The sequence below is a fragment of the Variovorax sp. Soil_C_12 genome (genome assembly GCF_057657375.1).
This window is the reverse complement of sequence record NZ_JBDGIO010000001.1, coordinates 642,098-659,701: the sequence shown is the minus strand read 5'-3', so window position 1 is coordinate 659,701 and position 17,604 is coordinate 642,098. Positions and strand designations below refer to the sequence as shown.

Here is a 17,604-nt window from a genome sequence, read left to right as displayed (position 1 = left end):
GGTCAACCCAGAGTGATGATCGAGCGCGCGCCCTCGCGTCGCCCGATGATGTTCAACAAGTTCGACAGCGCGTCCTCGCGCCCCGGCGCGGCGCTGGCCTCGCCGTCGAAGCGCAGGGAGCGGCCGTTCCATCGGCCGCTGCCGTTGAGCTGCAGACTGCCCTCGCGCGTGGTCAGCAGCAGGGTGGGCGAGGGCCCGCCTTCGAGGGTGATGCGGTAGCTGCCCATCGGCTTGAGCGTCGACAGGCTGGAGGAGATGTCGGTGGCGTCGAGCGTGGCGCGGCCGGCCAGCCGCAGCTGCGGGCCGCTGAACTGCATCGCGAAGGCCTGCATCGACACGTCGAGCACGCCCTCGGGCTTGAGCGTGTTCCACGGCGCGCCGAAGCCGCTGAGCAGGGCGGCCGGCCAGCGCGAGCGGCCGTCCTCCCACGACAGCTGCAGCCCGCTGGGGCGCGGCCGGGCCCTGAATTGCAGCGGCTTGGGAGCGCAGCAGGGGATATCGAGCGCCGCAGCGACGCCGTCCCAGCGCGGGCGCAGGGTCCAGGCAAGCGTGCCGGGCAGGGAGATCGATTCGACGCCGCCCGCGCCGCTGGCGAACACCACGCCCGCGGTGCCGTTCCAGACCGTGCCGCGTGCGTTGACCAGCTGCAGATGGCCGTCGCTCCAGCTCGCCAGGCCCGCGGCCAGCCAGCGCGCCGGCGCGTAGAGCGCGAACGCCAGCAGTGCGCCCAGCAGCACGCCCAGTACGGCCCAGCCGCGGCCGGTGGCGGCACGGGGGGCGGAGGGGTCGCTTCGCGTGGCCATCGAAAATTGCTCAACGGGCCGGCAGGCTCATGACCAGCGTGCCGTCCCAGCGCACGGCAGGGCGCTCGCCGTTCCTGGCACGCGCCGCGGCAGCGCCGCCTGTCGCTGGCGCGTCGGGTGCGCCTTGCGCGGTGCGCGCGAGGTGCGCCTCGCGCGGCACGGCGCGCGCATTGCTGCGGGCTTGGGCCAGCCATTGGGCCAGGGTGTCGGCCGGCACCGTGCGCACGGCGACCGTGACGCCTTCGCCCGAGGCAGCGGGTTGCAACTGCGCGTTGGGCCCGAGGCTTTGGCGCACCGAGCTTTCGAGTGCGCGCACCGCGTCGTCGCGGCTGGCACGCGGCTGGGCCTGCAGCGCCTTGGCCTGGGTCTGCAGGGTGGTCATCTGCTGTAGCTGGGCGTCAAGCTTGGCGTGCTCCGCCGGTGCCGCGGACAGGGTGCGCAGCGCCGGGGCCAGCCCCACCCACCACAGCAGGGCCAGCAGCACCAGCGCGGCCGCCGCGCCGATCAGTCGCTGTTCGCGCGATTCCAGCTCGGGCCACCAGGCCTGCCAGCGCGCTTCGAGCGTTTCGATCCAGTTCATCGCGGTGCCTCCGCCTGGACCAGCAGCAGGTCGCCCTCGCTGCGGGCGCTGTAGCCGCGAGCCGACAGGGTGGCCGCGACGTTGCCGGCCTCCGAGGGCTGCAGGCCCAGCCCGCGCAGGCGCAGCTGGCCGGCGGTGTAGTCGATGGTGCTGGGGACCCGGCCCGGCGGCAGGCTGGTCGCGACGGCGCCGAGCATGGGCTCGAGGTCGATCGCGGACACCCCGCCCGTGGCCTGCTGCAGCGTCGCCACCTCGCGCACCATCTGGGCCGGTGCGTCGACCACCAGCTGCACCGAGGGGAATGTCTGCTTCAGTATGTTGTTCACCGCGGCCCGCTTGCTGTCGAGCGCGCTGCGCTCCTTCCAGGCCCACGCGTTGAGGCCGACGAGCTGCGTCAGCACCAGCACCAGCGCGCCCCAGCGCGCGAGCCGCCATTCGGGGCCGTGCCACGCCGCGCGCCAGATCGCCGCCAGCTTCTTGCTGGCGCGGGCGCGGCCGGTAGAGGCGAGATCGAACTGCGCGAGGTCCCAGGGCGAGCGGCTGGCCTGGAGCCAGCGCGCGGCCGGCTTGACGATCGGCACGCGGCGGCCGAGCAGGCTTTCCGCGAGCTCGGCCACGGCCGGCTCGGCCAGCATGGCTGTGCCTTCGGGCACCGTGCCGACCAGCGCGGCGCCGGCGGCATCGAGCGGCAAAGGGGTGACGCCTTCGGTGTCGCAGACCACCAGCTGGGCGGTACCGGGCTCGCCGATGGCGAAGATCATCGGCGGCGCGCCCGCCGGCTGCGGTGTGAACTCCGGAACGATGCGGGTGACGCGGCGGCCCGCGCTCTCGAGCGCCTGCACCACGCCGCGCAGCCAGAGCCGGTTGCAGGCGGCGACCCACACGGGAACGCCCGCGCGGGCGTCGGGCTCCAGCGAGAAGTGCAGTTGCTCGGGATCGTCGAGCAACCGATCTTCGAGCAGGCCGTTGAGCACCGAGCGCAGGCGCACATTGCCGCTCATGCTGCCCTGCGGCAGCGTGAGCTGGTGCCAGGACAGTGCAGCCGCCGGGACGCCCAGGGTCAGCTCGTCGCCGCTCGGCAGCAGGGCCGGCGGCGCGCTGCCCTGGGAGCGCAGCTTGCGGCCGTCGCTGGACCACACCGCCCAGCCGTAGTCGCCGCCGGCAGGCGCTGGGGGAAGAGGGGCGGTGACGAGCAGCAGGGCCATGATGGATAGGGGGTCGCCATTGTAGGAGGATGGTTCACATCTCTCGCTACAAACTTGATAGCGTCTTCAGCACGCGGCGTGGGCGCTTCGACGCATTTAATCCGATAAGCGTGACCAAAGGTTTCCGCTTCAAGACTTCGGCGCCGTGGACGTGGCGCCGGCGCCACGTTCGCGCCAGACGATGCGAAGTTCGAGGTTGTCGCGTTGGAGCAGCGAGTGCTCCTCGACCCAGGCATTGTCCAGCCGCAGTCGGCCTTGCACTTCGAAAAAGCGGGTCGCCACGGCGTGCTGGGTGCTGTTGAATTGGCCGGAGCCTTGTGCGATGACCTTGTTGGCCTCTTCCAGGGTGCGGAAGTAGCGCGACGCGCGCTGCGCGACCACGCGCTTGGCCGTCGCCAGGTCGAGCGAGGGCACGCTGGCGGCCATCGCTTCGGCGCTGGCGGTGTTGATGTTGAGCGGCATGCGCTCGGGCAAGATGGTGACGTAGGGCTCCAGCGCGGCAACGGTGGAGGGCGACAGCCCCAGCCAGACCAGTTGGGCGGTGCGCTGCGGCAGCAGCGGGCCGGATGCCGAGCTGTCCGTGGTGGCCTGCGTGCCGGTGGTGGTGCCGGTGCCGGTAGTGGTCGTAGTGGTGGTGGTACCGGTGGTGGTGCCCGTACCCGTACCCGTACCCGTACCCGTACCCGTGGCTGCAGGCGGGGGCAGGGCGCGCCTGAGCTGGGCCGCGAGCACCGGCACCTCCTGCGCAGGCAGCCCCAGCAACTCGAACAGCTTGGTGAAGGCGGCGATCTCGGCCGGCACCGGGACACCGTTCACCACCAGGTTCATCACGTTCATCTTGGATTGGGCGTCGACGATGCGGCCCTGCAGGAAAGCCTCGGGCAGCCCCTCGAGCGCATCGCTGGCGATGTTCTTGTCGGCCGCGAGGAAGCTCGACAGCTTGGCTTCCTCCAGCGGCACGGCCCAGGGCTCGGCCAGGTGGTCAGCGCCGCCGCCGGCGGCCGTGGTGGCGCGGGCATCCTCGCGCAGGATCAGGCGCGACCAGTCGAGCGCGCCGACCAGCACCCACGCCGATTGCACCCGCCCCCGTTCCGCCGCCTCGATTTCGACGGCGCGCCATTGCTGCCAGAGCGCCGCCGCCGCGAAGGTGGCGACCAGCGTGACGGTGAGCATGGCCGTGAGCAGCGCCGCGCCGCGGGAGCGTCGTGATGCGATGCGGGCAGGCGGCTTCATGAGGATTTGGTCGCCGAGGCGGTGGGCCGCACCCAGTCGCGCGTGAGCAGGCCGGCGAGCGCCGGGCCGGGCGGCAGGCTCAGCACGAGGCGCACGCCATCGGGCAGCGGCGTGTTGGCGCCGAGTGCGGCGGCACCGACCGCCGGGCCCCACGCGTTGTTGCGAAAGTAGAAGAGCTGCCAGGCTTCCAGCGGCACCAGGCCGAGTTCGGTGCCGCGCAGCTCGTTGTTGCTGCCGCCGCCGTCCTGGGCCCAGGCGGCGGCGCGGTCCCAGGCCTGCTGCCATTCGGGGCGGGTCGTGAGGCCGGGCGATTGCCAGCGGTACCAGCGTGCCATCCCGGTGGCGTCGGCCCGCAGGGTCCAGGCCACCACGTAGACCGCGGGCAGGGCCGTGTCGGTGCTGCGTCGCGTGAGGCGCAGTACGCGGCCGTCCCAGTCGATGGGACGCGTCTGCGACAGGGTCACCGTGGCGTCGAGGTCGGCCGTCCATTGCGACAGCGTGGTCTGCAGCGTGAGCACGGCGTCGCTGCGCTCCCGGTTGATGGACTGGGCGCGCGCCATGCCTTCGAGGCCTTGCCAACTGACCAGCGCAAGCAGCGCCATGATGGCGATCGCCACCAGCAGTTCGATCAGCGTGAAACCGCGGGTGGCGCGCGTTGTTGCCATCAGAAGCGTCCCACGACCGTGGACAGGCGCAGCACAGGCGCGTCGAACGCGTCGCGCACCTGCACGTCGACGCGGCGGAAGTTCGGGTTCAGCGTGGGCGTGGTCGAGACGGTGACAGCGAAGCTGTTGTTGGCCTGGGTGCAGACCAGGCCTGCATCGCCGATCGCGGGCATCTGGCGCGCGAGGCGGGCCTTGATCAGCTCGTTCTCGGCACAGAGCTGGGCCAGGAGCAGGTCCGACTGGCGCTGCCCATTGCGAGTGAGCGCGTTCGTGGCCTGGGTGCCAGCCGCCAGCGCGATCGCGATGATGCCGAGCGCGACCAGCACCTCGACCAGGGTGAAACCGCGGCTTGCGCTGCGCTTCATTGGACAAGCTCCGCGCTATGCACTGCGGTGCTATTCGACTTGGGAGCGGCCCGGCGTCTCATGGCGAAGCCACCGCGAAGGGCCGCAGGCCATCGGTCGCGATGCGCAGGGTGCGCGCCGGGGGGCCCTCCGCCGTGAGCAGCACTTGTTGCGCCGCAATGATCGGATCGGGCCCCAGCTGCAGCGCCGCGACCGGCGAGCCGTCCGCCATCAGTGGCTGCGCCGTGATGCCGGCGGAAAGCCATTGGGTGGGCAGGGTGCCGGACGGCAGGCCGTCGAAGCTGAAGTTGGCCGCCTCTTGCGGTGTGACGCGCCAGCGCACCGCCATGCCGCTGGCGCGCGACTGGGCGCGCGCCGCTTCGAGCAGGGCCGAAAGACGCTCGGCTTCGCGGTCCAGGCTTTCCTGGCCCGTATCGCGCAGCGCGAGCCCAACGCCCGCGGTGGCGATCGCGATGATCGCGATCACCACCAGCAGCTCGATCAGGGTGAAGCCGCCGGCGTGGCGGCGGCGGGCGCCCTGGCAGCGGGGAGCGACGCGCCTATTGCCAGCTGCCGATGTCGGCATTCTTGCCTTCGCCGCCGGGCTGGCTGTCGGCGCCGAGCGAGAACACGTCGATCTCGCCCTTCAGGCCGGGGTTCATGTATTGGTAGGGGCGGCCCCAGGGATCGTTGGGCAGCTTTTCGACATAGGGCTTCCAGTTGGGCGCGGCCGGGCCCGTGGTGGGGCGCGTGAGCAGGGCCTGCAGGCCCTGCTCGGCCGTCGGGTAGCGCTGGTTGTCGAGGCGGTAGAGCTTGAGCGCCTGCATCAGGTTGTTGACGTCGGTCCGCGCGGCGGTCACGCGCGCGTCGTCGGCACGCTCGATCACGTTCGGCACGATCAAGGCTGCAAGCACGCCGATGATGACCAGCACGACCATCAGTTCGATCAGCGTGAAGCCGCGCTGCACGGCGCGCGCGAGAGGGCGGTGAGGAAAGGGCATGAAGGTCGGGAGGAGGGACTGGGAAGAATGCGCGTTGGCGCCTGTGCTGCATGATAATCCGGCCCCATGTCAGCTTCCTACGCCCCCGCCCGCTGGCCTACGGCCACCGCGACGACCGCCCTGTGGGCGCTGGCCGCCGCGAGTGTGGTGTTCTGGGGGCTGCGGCTGATGTCGCCGTCGGATGCCGTCGCGCCGCCCGCGCTGAGCAGCAACGCCGCGGCAACCGTGGATCCGGCAGCGGTCGCGCAGATGCTGGGTGCGGTGCCGAGCCAGGCCACGGTCGTGGCCACGCCGGATGCCGCCAGCCGCTTCCAGCTGCTGGGGGTGGTGGCCGACGCCGATCAACAGGGGGCGGCGCTGATCGTCGTGGACGGCAAGCCGCCGCGGCCCTTCCGCGTCGGCGCCAAGGTGGCCGATGGCTACGTGCTGCATTCGGTCAGCGCCCGTGCCGCCTCGCTCGGCGCGAGCGTGGACGCGGCGCCGGCCTTCACGCTGCAGCTGCCGGCGCAGCCGCTGGCCGTCAACGCACCGCCGCCGGCCGCGGCAGACGCGCCTCCGCCCGTGGTGGCGCCGCCGCCTCCACGGGGCGGCGTCCGGCGCTAAGGCCTCTAGGCCTGCAGGAACAGCCGGTAGACCGGGTTGGCGGTTTCCTCCACGAAGGGATAGGCGAGCGTCCGCAGGAATTCCTCGAAAGCGGCGTGGTCGACCGCCGGAACCTGCAGCCCGACCAGGATGCGGCCGTAGTCGGCGCCCTGGTTGCGATAGTGGAAGAGGCTGATGTTCCAGGTCGGCCGCATCAGGCTCAGGAACTTGAGCAGCGCGCCGGGCCGCTCGGGGAACACGAAGCGCAGCAGCCGCTCGTCGTGCGCCAGGTTGCTTCGGCCGCCCACCAGATGGCGGATGTGCTCCTTGGCGAGCTCGTTGTGCGTGAGGTCGATGCAGCCGTAGCCGTGGGCGAGGAAGGTCTCCATGATGGTCTTCGACTCGCCGCGCGTCTGGGTGGTCAGACCCACGAACACATGCGCCTCCTTGGCGTCGCTGATCCGATAGTTGAACTCGGTCACGCTGCGCGAGGCGCCCGGCAATTGGCCCACCAGCTCGCAGAAGCGCCGAAAGCTGCCGCGCTCCTCGGGGATGGTGACCGCGAACAGGGCTTCGCGCTCCTCGCCGACCTCGGCGCGCTCGGCGACAAAACGCAGCCGGTCGAAGTTCATGTTGGCGCCGCAGAGGATGGCCGCGTAGGTCTCGCCCCGCGTGCCGTGCGACTCGACGTATTGCTTGATCGCTGCCACTGCCAGCGCGCCGGCGGGCTCGACGATGCTGCGGGTGTCGATGAACACGTCCTTGATGCCGGCGCAGACGGCGTCGGTGTCGACGGTGATGAATTCGTCCACCAGTTCGCGCGAGATCCGGAAGGTCTCCTCGCCGACCAGCTTGACTGCGGTGCCGTCGGAGAACAGGCCGACGTCGGGCAGCGTCACCCGTTCGCGCGCGGCGACGGAGCGCATCATCGCGTCGGAATCGTTCATCTGGACGCCGATCACCTTGATCTCGGGCCGTACGGCCTTGATGTAGTTGGCAACGCCCGAGATCAGCCCGCCGCCGCCGATGGCGACGAAGATCGCATCGAGCGGGCCCTGGTGCTGGCGCAGGATCTCCATCGCGATCGTCCCCTGGCCGGCGATGACATCGGGGTCGTCGAAGGGGTGGACGAAGGTGAGGCCGTGCAGCTTCTGCTGCTCCAGCGCGTAGCCATACGCGTCGGAGTAGCTGTCGCCGTGCAGCTGCACTTCGCCGCCGAGCCCGCGCACGGCGTCGATCTTGAGCTGCGGCGTGGTCACGGGCATCACCACCACAGCGCGCGCGCCGAGCTTGCGGGCACTGAGCGCGACGCCCTGGGCATGGTTGCCGGCCGATGCGCAGATCACGCCCTTGGAGAGCTGCTCCGGGCTCAGGTGAGCCATCTTGTTGTAGGCCCCGCGCAGCTTGAAGCTGAAAACCTCTTGCTGGTCCTCGCGCTTGAGCAGCACCGTGTTGCCGAGCCGCGCGCTCAGGGCCTGCGCCGGCTCGAGCGCGGACTCTACCGCCACGTCATAGACACGGGCCGTAAGGATCTTCTTCAGGTAGTCGGCGGGCGAAAGCGGAGCGGGCGGTGTGGACATAGGGCCGCGATCATAGGCCTGCCATCCTCGCCCGCAGGCGCGGGCAAGAAAAAAGCCCCGGGCCTTGCGGCTCGGGGCTAAATCCACCAATTGGGAGGGTGGAGGAGACAACCGGTGCACACGAATTCGTGTGCGATGAAATAAAGTATACCGACTCATTGTTGCAATGCAACAAGCGAGTGACGCTTTTCCAACACAAATCGACGCCGACGTGATTTTTCCTTGTCGTGCGTCGCGACTTCTGGAGCCTGCAAGGATGGAATGCACAGTGAGCTGGACAGGCAACGCGGGGGCGCGATCGGCCATGGGCTTCGTCGCCGAGACCGGCAGCGGCCATGTCCTGATGATGGATGGCGCGCCGGACCCGTCGAAGCCGGAGAACGGTGGGCAGAACCTCGCGGCCCGGCCGATGGAAACCGTGCTGGCCGGCACCGGCGGGTGCACCGCCTACGACGTAGTGCTCATCCTCAAGCGCGGCCGGCACCAAGTTGAGCGCGTCAGTGTCAAGCTGAGCAGCGAGAGGGCAGAGAAAGATCCGAAGGTCTTCACCAAGATCCACATGCACTTCACCGTGGCAGGCAAGGGCATTCCGCCCGCGGCCGTCGAGCGCGCGATCGCCCTGAGCCACGATACCTACTGCTCGGCCAGCGTCATGCTGGCCAAGACGGCTGAGATCACGACCAGCTTCGACCTGTTCGAAACCTGAGCGCAACCCCGGTGGCGCTCAGATGCGGTGGGCGACCGTTGTCATCACGCGCGAGGCCAGACGCATCAGGGCCCTGGCCGGCGCCGGCAGCTCCTGCGCGCCGGCGCTCCAGGCCTGTGCCGCATGGCGCGCCTCGTCCAGCTTCATCTGATTGACTACCGCCCGCGAGGCCGTATCGGCTGCGGGAAGACGGTCGAGGTGGCTGTCCAGATGGGCCTCGACCTGCCGCTCGGTCTCTGCCACGAAACCCAGGCTCAGCGGGTCGCCGAGCCGGCCGGCCACGAGACCAAGCCCGAATGCGCCCAAATACCAGAGCGGATTGAGCACCGACGGGTGTGCTCCCAGTTCCTCGAGCCGCTGCTGCGTCCAGGCGAGGTGATCGGTTTCCTCGCGCGCGGCCTTGTCGAAGTGCGCCCGCAGCTTGGGATCGCGCGTGACGGCCGCCTGCGCCGTATACAAGGCCTGGGCACAAACCTCCCCGACATGATTCACGCGCATCAACGCCCCGGCTTCCCGGCGCTCGGCTTCGCTCAGCACGCCGTCTGGGCTGTCCGGGAGCGGCGCGGCGCGGGTCGCATGGGGCTTGGCAAACAGGGTGCGCAGGGCCGCATCCGCGGTGCCGAGGACGGCGTCGAGCGAGGAGGTCATGGGGCGATTGGAACCGATGCGCAATAGGTCACTTGCACGGCAGGTCTTGTTTCATATCGCGAGATCTTGCAGGCAGTTAGTGCTTTGTTGCACTACTGCAACGAAACGGCGGAGCCGGCTGCGTTTTCGGGCGATTTGTTTTGCCCAGACGAAGCCGCTCTGGTGCAATAGCGACAACTTCCCAAAAGGAGGTTGGCCCGGGGTCCGGTGGGTGCACAGAAGTGCCAGTCACGGTGAGCCCTTCGCACCGGAGCCCTATGTTTAACCTTGGAGAAACTTGCAATGAAAAAATCTCTAGTTGCCCTGGCTGCTCTGGCTGTTGCCGGTGTTGCCTCGGCGCAGTCGTCCGTGACGCTGTTCGGCGTGGTTGACGCTTCTGTCAGCAGCTACTCGAACAAGTCGGATCTCGCGATCCCGTCGCTGACCAACCCCTTCCTGGTTGACAGCATCAAGGTCAAGCGCACCGTTCTGGCGAACTCGGGTTACAACTCCAGCCGTCTGGGCTTCCGCGGTACGGAAGACCTCGGTGGTGGCCTGGCAGCCAGCTTCTGGCTCGAAGCCCCGATCTCCAACGACGACGGCCAGCAAGGCGTTGCGACCTTCGCTCGTCGCTCGACCGTGAGCCTGTCGGGTGGTTTCGGTGAACTCCGTCTGGGCCGTGACTACACCCCGACGTTCTGGAACGACACCGTGTTCGACCCCTTCGGCACCAACGGCGTCGGCACCAACCTGATCAGCACCGCGAACACCGGCTTCGGCACCTGGCTCGGCGGCGGCACCACGAGCGTCCCCGGCTTCACCAACGTGACCGGCAGCAACTACGTTCGTTCCAGCAACTCCATCGGCTATTTCCTGCCCCCGAACCTCGGTGGCTTCTATGGCCAGGTGATGTACGCCTTCCACGAGCGTGACAAGTTCGATCCGGGCACCCTGACGCCGACCGCGCTGAACACCCAGCGCACCGGTCGTTACGTCGGCGGCCGCTTCGGCTACGCCAACGGCCCGCTGGACGTGGCTGCCGCCTATGGTCAAAGCACCATCGGCGACAACTTCTTCGTCGGCACCACGACCAACGTGAAGACCTTCAACCTGGGCGCTTCGTACGACTTCGGCGTCGTGAAGCTCTTCGGTGAAGTGTCGAAGGCCAAGAACGAAGTCGACACCGACAGCTTCCTGCTCGCCCAGCCGACCGACATCGACCTGAAGGGTTGGCTGCTCGGCGCGACCGTGCCCGTCGGCCCCGGCCTGATCCGTGTGGCTTACTCGGCTGTCAAGTACGACTTCAACCTGCCGGTCACGCCGTTCGTCACGACCGATGATCCGAAGGCCAACAAGTTCGCCATCGGCTACGTGCACAACCTGTCGAAGCGTACGGCCCTGTACGCGACGGTGGCTCGCATCCGCAACAAGAATGGCGCTGGCCTGACCCTGGGTGGCCCGTCGTTCGTGACCAGCTTCGGCGGCGCGGCCTACGCGCCCAAGACCTCGACCGGTTACGACTTCGGTATCCGTCACGCTTTCTGATCTGAAGCTGGCGCAAGCCAGCTTTGAATGGGAAGTCTTGAAAGCCGCCCGACGAAAGTCGGGCGGCTTTTTTCTTTTCCGGGCTTTCGCGAACAGGGATATCCCTTGGGTCAGCGTTCTCCCGTCTCTCAAGCTGGCCCGGGTGTTGCATAGTCCGCGTTTTGACTTGTGACGGAAGGTTAACCATGGGTTCCAAGCGCGTAGTGTTTCCCGTTGCCCTCGCCCTCGCGGGCGCCGTTTTGGCGGGCCCTGCGGTGCATGCCAAGACCTTCAAGTGGTCGAGTGCAAGCGACATCCCCACGCTCGACATCCACTCGCAGAACAATGCCCTGGGCAATGGCGTGCATGCGGCCATCTACGACTCGTTGGTCTACTACAACAGCAAGACCTTCAAGCCCGAGGCCCAGCTGGCGAGCAGTTGGAAGAATGTGTCCCCGACGCAGGTGCGGTTCACCCTGCGCAGCGGCGTCAAGTTCAGCGACGGATCTGCACTGACGGCCGATGACGTCGTGTATTCGCTGACGCGCGCAATGGCCAAGACCTCCAATTACGCGGTCTATGCCCAGGGCATCGACAAGGTGGTCAAGGTCGACGAGAACACGGTCGATATCCTGCTCAAGGGCCCCAATCCGGTGCTGCTGAACCAGCTGACCGAGCTGCGCATCATGAGCAAAGCCTGGGCGGAGAAGAACAAGTCCGTCGAGCCGAAGGACATCAAGACCCCCGAGGAAAGCTACGCCCATCGCAATGCGATGGGCACCGGCGCCTTCATGGTCAAGGAATGGCTGCCGGACCAGCGCCTGGTGCTGGTGAAGAACCCGCACTACTGGGGCAAGAACGATTCGAACGTGACCGAGGTGGTCTACACCCCCATCAAGCAGGAAGCCACGCGCGCGGCGGCGCTGCTTTCCGGCGAAGTCGACTTCGTGCTCGACCCCAGCCCCCAGGACCTGGGCCGCCTGCGGCAGAGCGGCAACCTGAAGGTCGTCGACGGAATCGAGAACCGCACCATCTTCTTCGGCATGGACCAGTTCCGCGAGGAGTTGCCCGGCTCCAGCGTCAAGGGCAAGAATCCGCTGAAGGACCAGCGTGTCCGAATGGCGCTGTACCAGGCCATCGACATCGCGAGCCTTACCCGCGTGACCATGCGCGGCCTGAGCCAGCCCACCGGTGCCCTGGTGGCGCCGCAGGTCAACGGCTGGACCGAAGGGGTGCACAAGCGCCATCCCTATGACGTCGAGGCCGCCAAGAAGCTGCTGGCGGACGCCGGCTATCCCGGCGGCTTCGAGGTCGATTTCGCCTGCCCGAACAACCGCTACATCAACGACGAGGAAATCTGCCAGGCGGTGACCGCCATGTGGGCGCGCGTCGGCATCAAGGCCAAGTTGCGCACGCTGCCGCTGGTGACCTACTCCCGATGATCCAGCGCTTCGAAGCCAGCATCTACATGCTCGGCTGGGGCGTGCCGACCTTCGACGCGCTCTACAGCCTGCAGTCGCTCACGCGCTCGGTGGGCGGCGGCGGCGACGGCAACTACAACGTCGGGCGCTACAGCAATCCGAAGATGGACCAGCTCGTCGACCGCGTGAAGACGGAGACCGACATCCCGGTGCGCGACCGCCTGCTGACCGAGGCGCTGCAGTTGCAGAACGACGACGTCTCGCACATCCCGCTGCACAACCAGATCATCCCCTGGGCGATGAAGAAGAACATCGAGGTGGTCCATCGCGCCGATAACCGGCTCGATTGGCGCCTCATCAAGGTGAACTGATCCGCGCTTGGAGCCTGCTGCATTTCTGTCGAGCCCTGGGCGAGCCGCAACCCGGGGAACCACCTCTTGGGCATGCGGCTTGCTCTGCTAGCATCGTTTGAACACGTGCTCTGCTGAATGATTGCTTTCGTACTGCGCCGCCTGATCCAGGCCGTGATCGTCATGGTCGCGGTCGCCTTCATCGCCTTTCTCCTGTTCCAATACGTGGGCGATCCGGTCGTGTTCCTGCTCGGCCAGGATGCGACGCCCGAGCAGATCCGCGAGCTGCGCTCCGGCCTCGGGCTGGACAAACCCTTCTTCGTGCAGTTCTGGCACTTCCTGGTCAATGCCTCGCAGGGCGAGTTCGGCCTGAGCCTGCGCCAGGGCAGCAAGGTCTCGCGCCTGATCGGCGAGCGCTTCCCGGCGACGCTCGAGCTGGCATTGGTCGCCGCCTTCCTGGCGCTCGCGGTCGGCATCCCGATGGGCGTCTACACGGCGTTGCGGCGCGGCACCTTCATGAGCCAGGTGTTCATGACGATCTCGCTGCTGGGCGTCTCGCTGCCCACCTTCCTGATCGGCATCCTGCTGATCCTCGTCTTCGCCGTGCTGCTCGGCTGGTTCCCCAGCTTCGGCCGCGGCGAGACGGTGCAGCTGGGCTGGTGGAGCACCGGCTTGCTGCGCGCCGACGGCTGGATGCACATCGTGCTGCCGGCCATCACGCTCGCCATCTTCCAGCTCACGCTGATCATGCGGCTGGTGCGCGCCGAGATGCTGGAGGTGCTGCGCACCGACTACATCAAGTTCGCACGCGCACGCGGCCTGTCGGACCGCGCCATCCACTTCGGCCACGCGCTCAAGAACACGCTGGTGCCGGTGATGACCATCACCGGCCTGCAGCTCGGCGGCCTGATCGCCTTCGCCATCATCACCGAGTCGGTCTTCCAGTGGCCCGGCATGGGCCTGCTCTTCATCCAGGCCGTGACCTTCGCCGACATCCCGGTGATGGCCGCCTACCTGTGCCTGATCGCGCTGATCTTCGTCGTCATCAACCTGGTCGTGGACCTGCTGTACTTCGTGGTCGACCCACGGCTGCGCATCGGCAGGGCGGGAGGGCATTGACGATGGACAGCAGCCCCCGCTTCCAGGCTTCGGGACGGGCCTTCGCGCACATCGCGCGCTTCCATCCCGAGATCACCGCCTTCCGGCGCGACCTGCACGCCCACCCCGAGCTCGGCTTCGAGGAGATCTACACCTCCGGCCGCGTGCAGGAGTCGCTGCGGGCCTGCGGCGTCGACGAGATCCATCCGGGCATCGGCAAGACCGGCGTGGTCGGCGTGATCCGCGGCCGCTCCACGGCCAGCGGTCGCATGATCGGCCTGCGCGCCGACATGGACGCCCTGCCGATGTGCGAGGACAACGACTTCAACTGGCGCTCCGCGAAGAAGGGCCTGATGCACGGCTGCGGCCACGACGGCCACACCGCCATGCTGGTCGGCGCCGCGCGCTACCTGGCCGAGACCCGCGACTTCGACGGCACCGCCGTGCTGATCTTCCAGCCTGGCGAGGAAGGCTTCGCCGGCGCGCGCGCGATGATCGAGGACGGCCTGTTCGACCGCTTCCCGGTCAGCGCGGTCTACGCGATGCACAACTGGCCCGGCCTGCCCGCCGGCACGGTCGGCATCAACCGCGGCGCGATGATGGCGGCCGCCGACCGCATCACCATCGAGATCGCGGGCAAGGGCGGCCACGGCGCGCATGCCTACCTCACCGTCGATCCGGTGCTGGTGTCGGCCCACATCATCACGGCCGTGCAGACCATCGTCTCGCGCAATGTGCGGCCCATCGACGCGGCCGTGATCAGCATCTGCGCGGTGCAGGCCGGCGACCTCGGCGCCATGAGCGTGGTGCCCGGCAAGGCGACGCTGGTGGGCACGGTGCGCACCTTCAGCATCCGCGTGCAGGCGCAGGTCGAGCAGCGGCTGGTGGAACTGTGCTCCGCGGTCGCGGCCGGCTTCGGCGCGACGGCGCAGGTCAAGTTCGAGCGCATCTACCCCGCCACCATCAACACCGCGCCCGAGGCCCTGTTCGCCGGCGATGTCGCGCAGTCCCTGGTGGGCGCGCACAACGTCGAGCGCAACATGGAGCCGAGCATGGGCGCCGAAGACTTCTCCTTCATGCTGCAGAAGAAGGCCGGCGCCTACATGCGCATCGGCCAGGACGCTCGCGGCGGCGCATTCCTGCACAACAGCCGCTACGACTTCAACGACGAGATCCTGCCGCTCGGCGCCGCCCTGCATGCCGGCCTGGTCGAGCAGGGCATGCCACTGAACGCCGTGGACCGGCCCGCCAAGAGCGTGGCCGCATCCGTGGCGTCTTGAACGTTTTCAACCCGAGGAGTGCTTCCATGAACCTGAGAAACAAGCTGGCCGCGATGGCCGTCATGTCCGCGCTGGGCTTGCTCTGCCTCCCCGCGGGCGCGCAGACGATCCGCGTCGCGAATCAGGGTGATGCGCTTTCGCTCGATCCGCACTCGCTCAACGAGTCGCTGCAGCTCTCAGTCGACCTTAACGTGTACGACGCGCTGACCGATCGCAACAAGGACTTGAGCCTCGCGCCTTCGCTGGCCACCTCCTGGCGCCAGACCTCTCCGACGGTGTGGCGCTTCGAACTGCGCAAGAACGTCAAGTTTCACGACGGCACTCCCTTCACAGCCGATGACGTCCTTTTCAGCATCACGCGTGCGGCCGGCGACGGCTCGGACGTGAAGGCCAAGGTGAACGACATCAAGGAAGTGCGCAAGGTCAACGACCACGCGGTCGACATCGAGACCAAGGGGCCGTTCCCGATCCTGCCGGACGTGTTGTCGGACCTCGCGATCATGAGCAAGAAGTGGTGCGAGGAGAACAAGGCCGAGAAGCCCGTCGACCGCCGCAAGGGCATCGAGAACACCGCTTCGTTCAAGGCCAACGGCACGGGGCCGTTCCGCGTGCGCGAGCGCCAGCCCAATGTACGCACGGTGTTTGTGCGCAACGGCACCTACTGGGGCAAGATCGACGGCAACGTGCAGGAGGTGATCTTCACCCCCATCGCCAATTCGGCGACGCGCGTAGCGGCCCTCATGTCGGGCGAGATCGACGTGATGGAGCCGGTGCCGGTGCAGGACATCGCGCGCATCAATGCCAGCCCGAACGCGCAGGTGGTGGTCGGCCCCGAGCTGCGCACCATCTTCCTGGGCATGGACCAGAAGCGCGACGAGCTGCTGTACTCGAGCGTCAAGGGCAAGAACCCCTTCAAGGACAAGCGCGTGCGCCAGGCCTTCTACCAGGCCATCGACATCGCCGGGATCCAGCGCACGGTGATGCGCGGCGCCTCGCGGCCCACGGGACTGATGGTCGGCCCCGGTATCAATGGCTGGACCGAGGCGCAGGACAAGCGCCTGCCGCAGGACGTCGAGGGCGCCAAGAAGCTGCTGGCGGACGCCGGCTATCCGAGCGGCTTCGAGGTGACGATGAACTGCCCCAACGACCGCTATGTCAACGACGGGCAGATCTGCCAATCGGTGGCCGCGAACCTCGCGCGGATCGGCGTGAAGATCAATCTCGCGGCCGAGACCAAGGGCACGTACTTCCCCAAGATCCTGCGCCGCGACACCAGCTTCTACCTGCTCGGCTGGACGCCGACCACCTACGATTCGCACAACGCGCTCGACGCGCTGATGCGCTGCCCCGACGACAAGACGGGTGACGGCCAGTTCAACCTCGGCTCGTACTGCAATCCCAAGCTCGACGAACTGATCGGAAAGATCAAGTCGAGCACCGACAAGACGGAACGCATGGCGATGATCCAGGAAGCCTTCAAGATCCATGCGGACGATATCGGCCACCTGCCGTTGCACCAGCAGTCACTGGCCTGGGGCGTAAGCAAGAAGGTCGCGCTGACGCAGCGGGCCGACAACTTCATGCCTTTCAAGTGGATGAGCATCCAGGGCCCCGCCAAGCCCTGAAGGCTTGACGGCACATGACTCCGAGGGCCTGCGATGCAGGCCCACTTTTTAGGCCTCCCGATGAAAAAGACACTGGCCCGCTGGCTCGACAGCGACATCGGCCACAGTTTCCGCACCTCGCCGGTCGCGATGCTCGCGGCGGCAATCGCCTTCGTCTGCGTCTTCTGTTCGATCTTTGCCGGATGGGTGTCGCCGCACAACCCCTTCGACCTCGCCGCCCTCGAGCTCGGCGATGCGCGCCTGCCGCCCGCCTGGGAAGCAGAGGGGACGACCAAGTACCTGCTGGGCACCGACGACCAGGGGCGCGACATCCTCTCGGCGCTGATCTACGGCGCACGCATCTCGCTGGTCGTCGGCATGGTTTCGGTGGTGCTGTCGGTCATGGTCGGCGTGCTGCTGGGCCTGTTGGCCGGCTTCTGGGGCGGATGGCTCGATGCCTTCCTGATGCGCGTGTGCGACGTGATGCTGTCCTTCCCGCCCATCCTGGTCGCGCTGCTGATCGCCGGCGTGGGACGCGCGCTGTTCCCCAACGCGCACGACACGGTGGCTTTCAGCGTGCTGATCATCTCGATCTCGCTCACCGGCTGGGTGCAGTACGCGCGCACGGTGCGCGGTTCGACCATGGTCGAGCGCAACAAGGAGTACGTGCAGGCGGCGCGCGTGACGGGCGTCGCACCGCTTCGCATCATGCGCCGGCACGTGCTGCCCAATGTGCTGGGCCCGGTATTGGTGCTGGCCACCATCCAGGTCGCGACCGCGATCATCACCGAGGCGACGCTGTCCTTCCTGGGCGTGGGCGTGCCGCCGACCTCGCCTTCGCTGGGCACTTTGATCCGCGTCGGCAACGACTACCTGTTCTCGGGCGAATGGTGGATCACCGTCTTCCCCGGCCTGATGCTGATCCTGATCGCGCTCAGCGTGAACCTCCTGGGCGACTGGTTGCGTGACGCCCTCAACCCCCGACTGCGCTGAAGGCAGGA

Annotated in this window: 17 protein-coding genes and 1 pseudogene; 8 read left to right on the top strand and 10 right to left on the bottom strand. The window is 67.8% G+C overall.

Going from position 1 to position 17,604, the window contains the following annotated elements; all coding sequences use genetic code 11:
• Positions 1-2: 2 nt before the first annotated feature.
• From gspN to gspG, 8 genes are all read right to left on the bottom strand, one after another.
• The gene (gspN, locus tag AC3A6X_RS03340) at positions 3-803 is read right to left on the bottom strand and encodes a type II secretion system protein N (RefSeq protein WP_487840793.1); all 801 of its coding nucleotides are present in this window, start codon (positions 801-803) and stop codon (positions 3-5) included.
• Between the two features lie 10 nt (positions 804-813).
• Positions 814-1,383 carry a type II secretion system protein M gene (locus AC3A6X_RS03335; RefSeq protein WP_487840792.1) on the bottom strand — a complete coding sequence of 190 codons (570 nt, stop codon included), beginning with the start codon at positions 1,381-1,383 and terminating at the stop codon, positions 814-816.
• Entirely contained in the window at positions 1,380-2,588 is a 1,209-nt protein-coding gene (gene gspL, locus AC3A6X_RS03330) for a type II secretion system protein GspL (RefSeq protein ID WP_487840791.1), read from the bottom strand. Before gspL ends, AC3A6X_RS03335 begins: the two co-directional genes overlap by 4 nt.
• 129 nt (positions 2,589-2,717) lie before the next feature.
• On the bottom strand, positions 2,718-3,821 hold the full coding sequence (gene gspK, locus AC3A6X_RS03325) for a type II secretion system minor pseudopilin GspK (protein ID WP_487840790.1): 1,104 nt from the start codon (positions 3,819-3,821) through the stop codon (positions 2,718-2,720).
• Positions 3,818-4,486 carry a PulJ/GspJ family protein gene (locus AC3A6X_RS03320; protein ID WP_487840789.1) on the bottom strand — a complete coding sequence of 223 codons (669 nt, stop codon included), beginning with the start codon at positions 4,484-4,486 and terminating at the stop codon, positions 3,818-3,820. The genes gspK and AC3A6X_RS03320 overlap by 4 nt, the downstream gene beginning before the upstream one ends.
• Positions 4,486-4,851: a type II secretion system minor pseudopilin GspI gene (gspI, locus tag AC3A6X_RS03315; RefSeq protein WP_106555090.1), complete on the bottom strand. Its 366-nt coding sequence runs from the start codon at positions 4,849-4,851 to the stop codon at positions 4,486-4,488. Before gspI ends, AC3A6X_RS03320 begins: the two co-directional genes overlap by 1 nt.
• 58 nt (positions 4,852-4,909) lie before the next feature.
• Complete coding sequence (locus tag AC3A6X_RS03310) at positions 4,910-5,416, bottom strand: prepilin-type N-terminal cleavage/methylation domain-containing protein (RefSeq protein WP_487840788.1); 507 nt, start codon at positions 5,414-5,416, stop codon at positions 4,910-4,912.
• Positions 5,391-5,831: a type II secretion system major pseudopilin GspG gene (gspG, locus tag AC3A6X_RS03305; RefSeq protein ID WP_487840787.1), complete on the bottom strand. Its 441-nt coding sequence runs from the start codon at positions 5,829-5,831 to the stop codon at positions 5,391-5,393. The genes AC3A6X_RS03310 and gspG overlap by 26 nt, the downstream gene beginning before the upstream one ends.
• A 66-nt stretch (positions 5,832-5,897) precedes the next feature.
• Here gspG and AC3A6X_RS03300 point away from each other — a divergent pair, with 66 nt between their 5' ends.
• Positions 5,898-6,434, top strand: coding sequence for a type II secretion system protein N (locus AC3A6X_RS03300; protein WP_487840786.1), 537 nt, complete (start codon positions 5,898-5,900; stop codon positions 6,432-6,434).
• 5 nt (positions 6,435-6,439) lie between these two features.
• On the opposite strand, the gene ilvA is transcribed toward AC3A6X_RS03300, so the two are convergent.
• Positions 6,440-7,993, bottom strand: a complete 1,554-nt coding sequence (gene ilvA / locus AC3A6X_RS03295; RefSeq protein WP_487840785.1) for a threonine ammonia-lyase, biosynthetic — start codon at positions 7,991-7,993, stop codon at positions 6,440-6,442.
• Positions 7,994-8,249: 256 nt separating this feature from the next.
• Between ilvA and AC3A6X_RS03290 the strand changes: the two genes are divergently transcribed.
• On the top strand, positions 8,250-8,699 hold the full coding sequence (locus AC3A6X_RS03290; protein ID WP_487841092.1) for an OsmC family protein: 450 nt from the start codon (positions 8,250-8,252) through the stop codon (positions 8,697-8,699).
• Positions 8,700-8,717: 18 nt separating this feature from the next.
• Here the strand turns inward: AC3A6X_RS03290 and coq7 are convergent, their stop codons facing one another.
• Positions 8,718-9,347, bottom strand: coding sequence for a 2-polyprenyl-3-methyl-6-methoxy-1,4-benzoquinone monooxygenase (coq7, locus tag AC3A6X_RS03285; RefSeq protein ID WP_487840784.1), 630 nt, complete (start codon positions 9,345-9,347; stop codon positions 8,718-8,720).
• A gap of 282 nt (positions 9,348-9,629) precedes the next feature.
• Here coq7 and AC3A6X_RS03280 point away from each other — a divergent pair, with 282 nt between their 5' ends.
• The 6 genes and pseudogenes from AC3A6X_RS03280 to AC3A6X_RS03255 all read left to right on the top strand — a co-directional run bounded on the left by AC3A6X_RS03280 (position 9,630) and on the right by AC3A6X_RS03255 (position 17,596).
• Entirely contained in the window at positions 9,630-10,871 is a 1,242-nt protein-coding gene (locus AC3A6X_RS03280; protein WP_487841091.1) for a porin, read from the top strand.
• Positions 10,872-11,056: 185 nt separating this feature from the next.
• Positions 11,057-12,642: pseudogene (locus AC3A6X_RS03275) on the top strand (ABC transporter substrate-binding protein).
• 117 nt (positions 12,643-12,759) lie between these two features.
• Positions 12,760-13,740, top strand: coding sequence for an ABC transporter permease (locus tag AC3A6X_RS03270; RefSeq protein ID WP_106555083.1), 981 nt, complete (start codon positions 12,760-12,762; stop codon positions 13,738-13,740).
• Positions 13,741-13,742: 2 nt separating this feature from the next.
• On the top strand, positions 13,743-14,999 hold the full coding sequence (locus AC3A6X_RS03265; protein WP_487840783.1) for a M20 aminoacylase family protein: 1,257 nt from the start codon (positions 13,743-13,745) through the stop codon (positions 14,997-14,999).
• 26 nt (positions 15,000-15,025) lie between these two features.
• On the top strand, positions 15,026-16,624 hold the full coding sequence (locus AC3A6X_RS03260) for an ABC transporter substrate-binding protein (RefSeq protein WP_487840782.1): 1,599 nt from the start codon (positions 15,026-15,028) through the stop codon (positions 16,622-16,624).
• Between the two features lie 60 nt (positions 16,625-16,684).
• Entirely contained in the window at positions 16,685-17,596 is a 912-nt protein-coding gene (locus tag AC3A6X_RS03255) for an ABC transporter permease (protein ID WP_309964844.1), read from the top strand.
• Positions 17,597-17,604: the final 8 nt, after the last annotated feature.

Coding starts and splice junctions, on each gene's coding strand:
- AC3A6X_RS03280 (WP_487841091.1), top strand. CDS start 9,630: ATGAAAAAATCTCTAGTTGCCCTGGCTGCTCTGGCTGTTGCCGGTGTT.
- AC3A6X_RS03255 (WP_309964844.1), top strand. CDS start 16,685: ATGAAAAAGACACTGGCCCGCTGGCTCGACAGCGACATCGGCCACAGT.
- gspG (WP_487840787.1), bottom strand. CDS start 5,831: ATGCCCTTTCCTCACCGCCCTCTCGCGCGCGCCGTGCAGCGCGGCTTC.
- AC3A6X_RS03265 (WP_487840783.1), top strand. CDS start 13,743: ATGGACAGCAGCCCCCGCTTCCAGGCTTCGGGACGGGCCTTCGCGCAC.
- AC3A6X_RS03310 (WP_487840788.1), bottom strand. CDS start 5,416: ATGCCGACATCGGCAGCTGGCAATAGGCGCGTCGCTCCCCGCTGCCAG.
- AC3A6X_RS03320 (WP_487840789.1), bottom strand. CDS start 4,486: ATGGCAACAACGCGCGCCACCCGCGGTTTCACGCTGATCGAACTGCTG.
- AC3A6X_RS03300 (WP_487840786.1), top strand. CDS start 5,898: ATGTCAGCTTCCTACGCCCCCGCCCGCTGGCCTACGGCCACCGCGACG.
- AC3A6X_RS03260 (WP_487840782.1), top strand. CDS start 15,026: ATGAACCTGAGAAACAAGCTGGCCGCGATGGCCGTCATGTCCGCGCTG.
- gspN (WP_487840793.1), bottom strand. CDS start 803: ATGGCCACGCGAAGCGACCCCTCCGCCCCCCGTGCCGCCACCGGCCGC.
- AC3A6X_RS03290 (WP_487841092.1), top strand. CDS start 8,250: ATGGAATGCACAGTGAGCTGGACAGGCAACGCGGGGGCGCGATCGGCC.
- AC3A6X_RS03335 (WP_487840792.1), bottom strand. CDS start 1,383: ATGAACTGGATCGAAACGCTCGAAGCGCGCTGGCAGGCCTGGTGGCCC.
- coq7 (WP_487840784.1), bottom strand. CDS start 9,347: ATGACCTCCTCGCTCGACGCCGTCCTCGGCACCGCGGATGCGGCCCTG.
- AC3A6X_RS03270 (WP_106555083.1), top strand. CDS start 12,760: ATGATTGCTTTCGTACTGCGCCGCCTGATCCAGGCCGTGATCGTCATG.
- gspL (WP_487840791.1), bottom strand. CDS start 2,588: ATGGCCCTGCTGCTCGTCACCGCCCCTCTTCCCCCAGCGCCTGCCGGC.
- ilvA (WP_487840785.1), bottom strand. CDS start 7,993: ATGTCCACACCGCCCGCTCCGCTTTCGCCCGCCGACTACCTGAAGAAG.
- gspI (WP_106555090.1), bottom strand. CDS start 4,851: ATGAAGCGCAGCGCAAGCCGCGGTTTCACCCTGGTCGAGGTGCTGGTC.
- gspK (WP_487840790.1), bottom strand. CDS start 3,821: ATGAAGCCGCCTGCCCGCATCGCATCACGACGCTCCCGCGGCGCGGCG.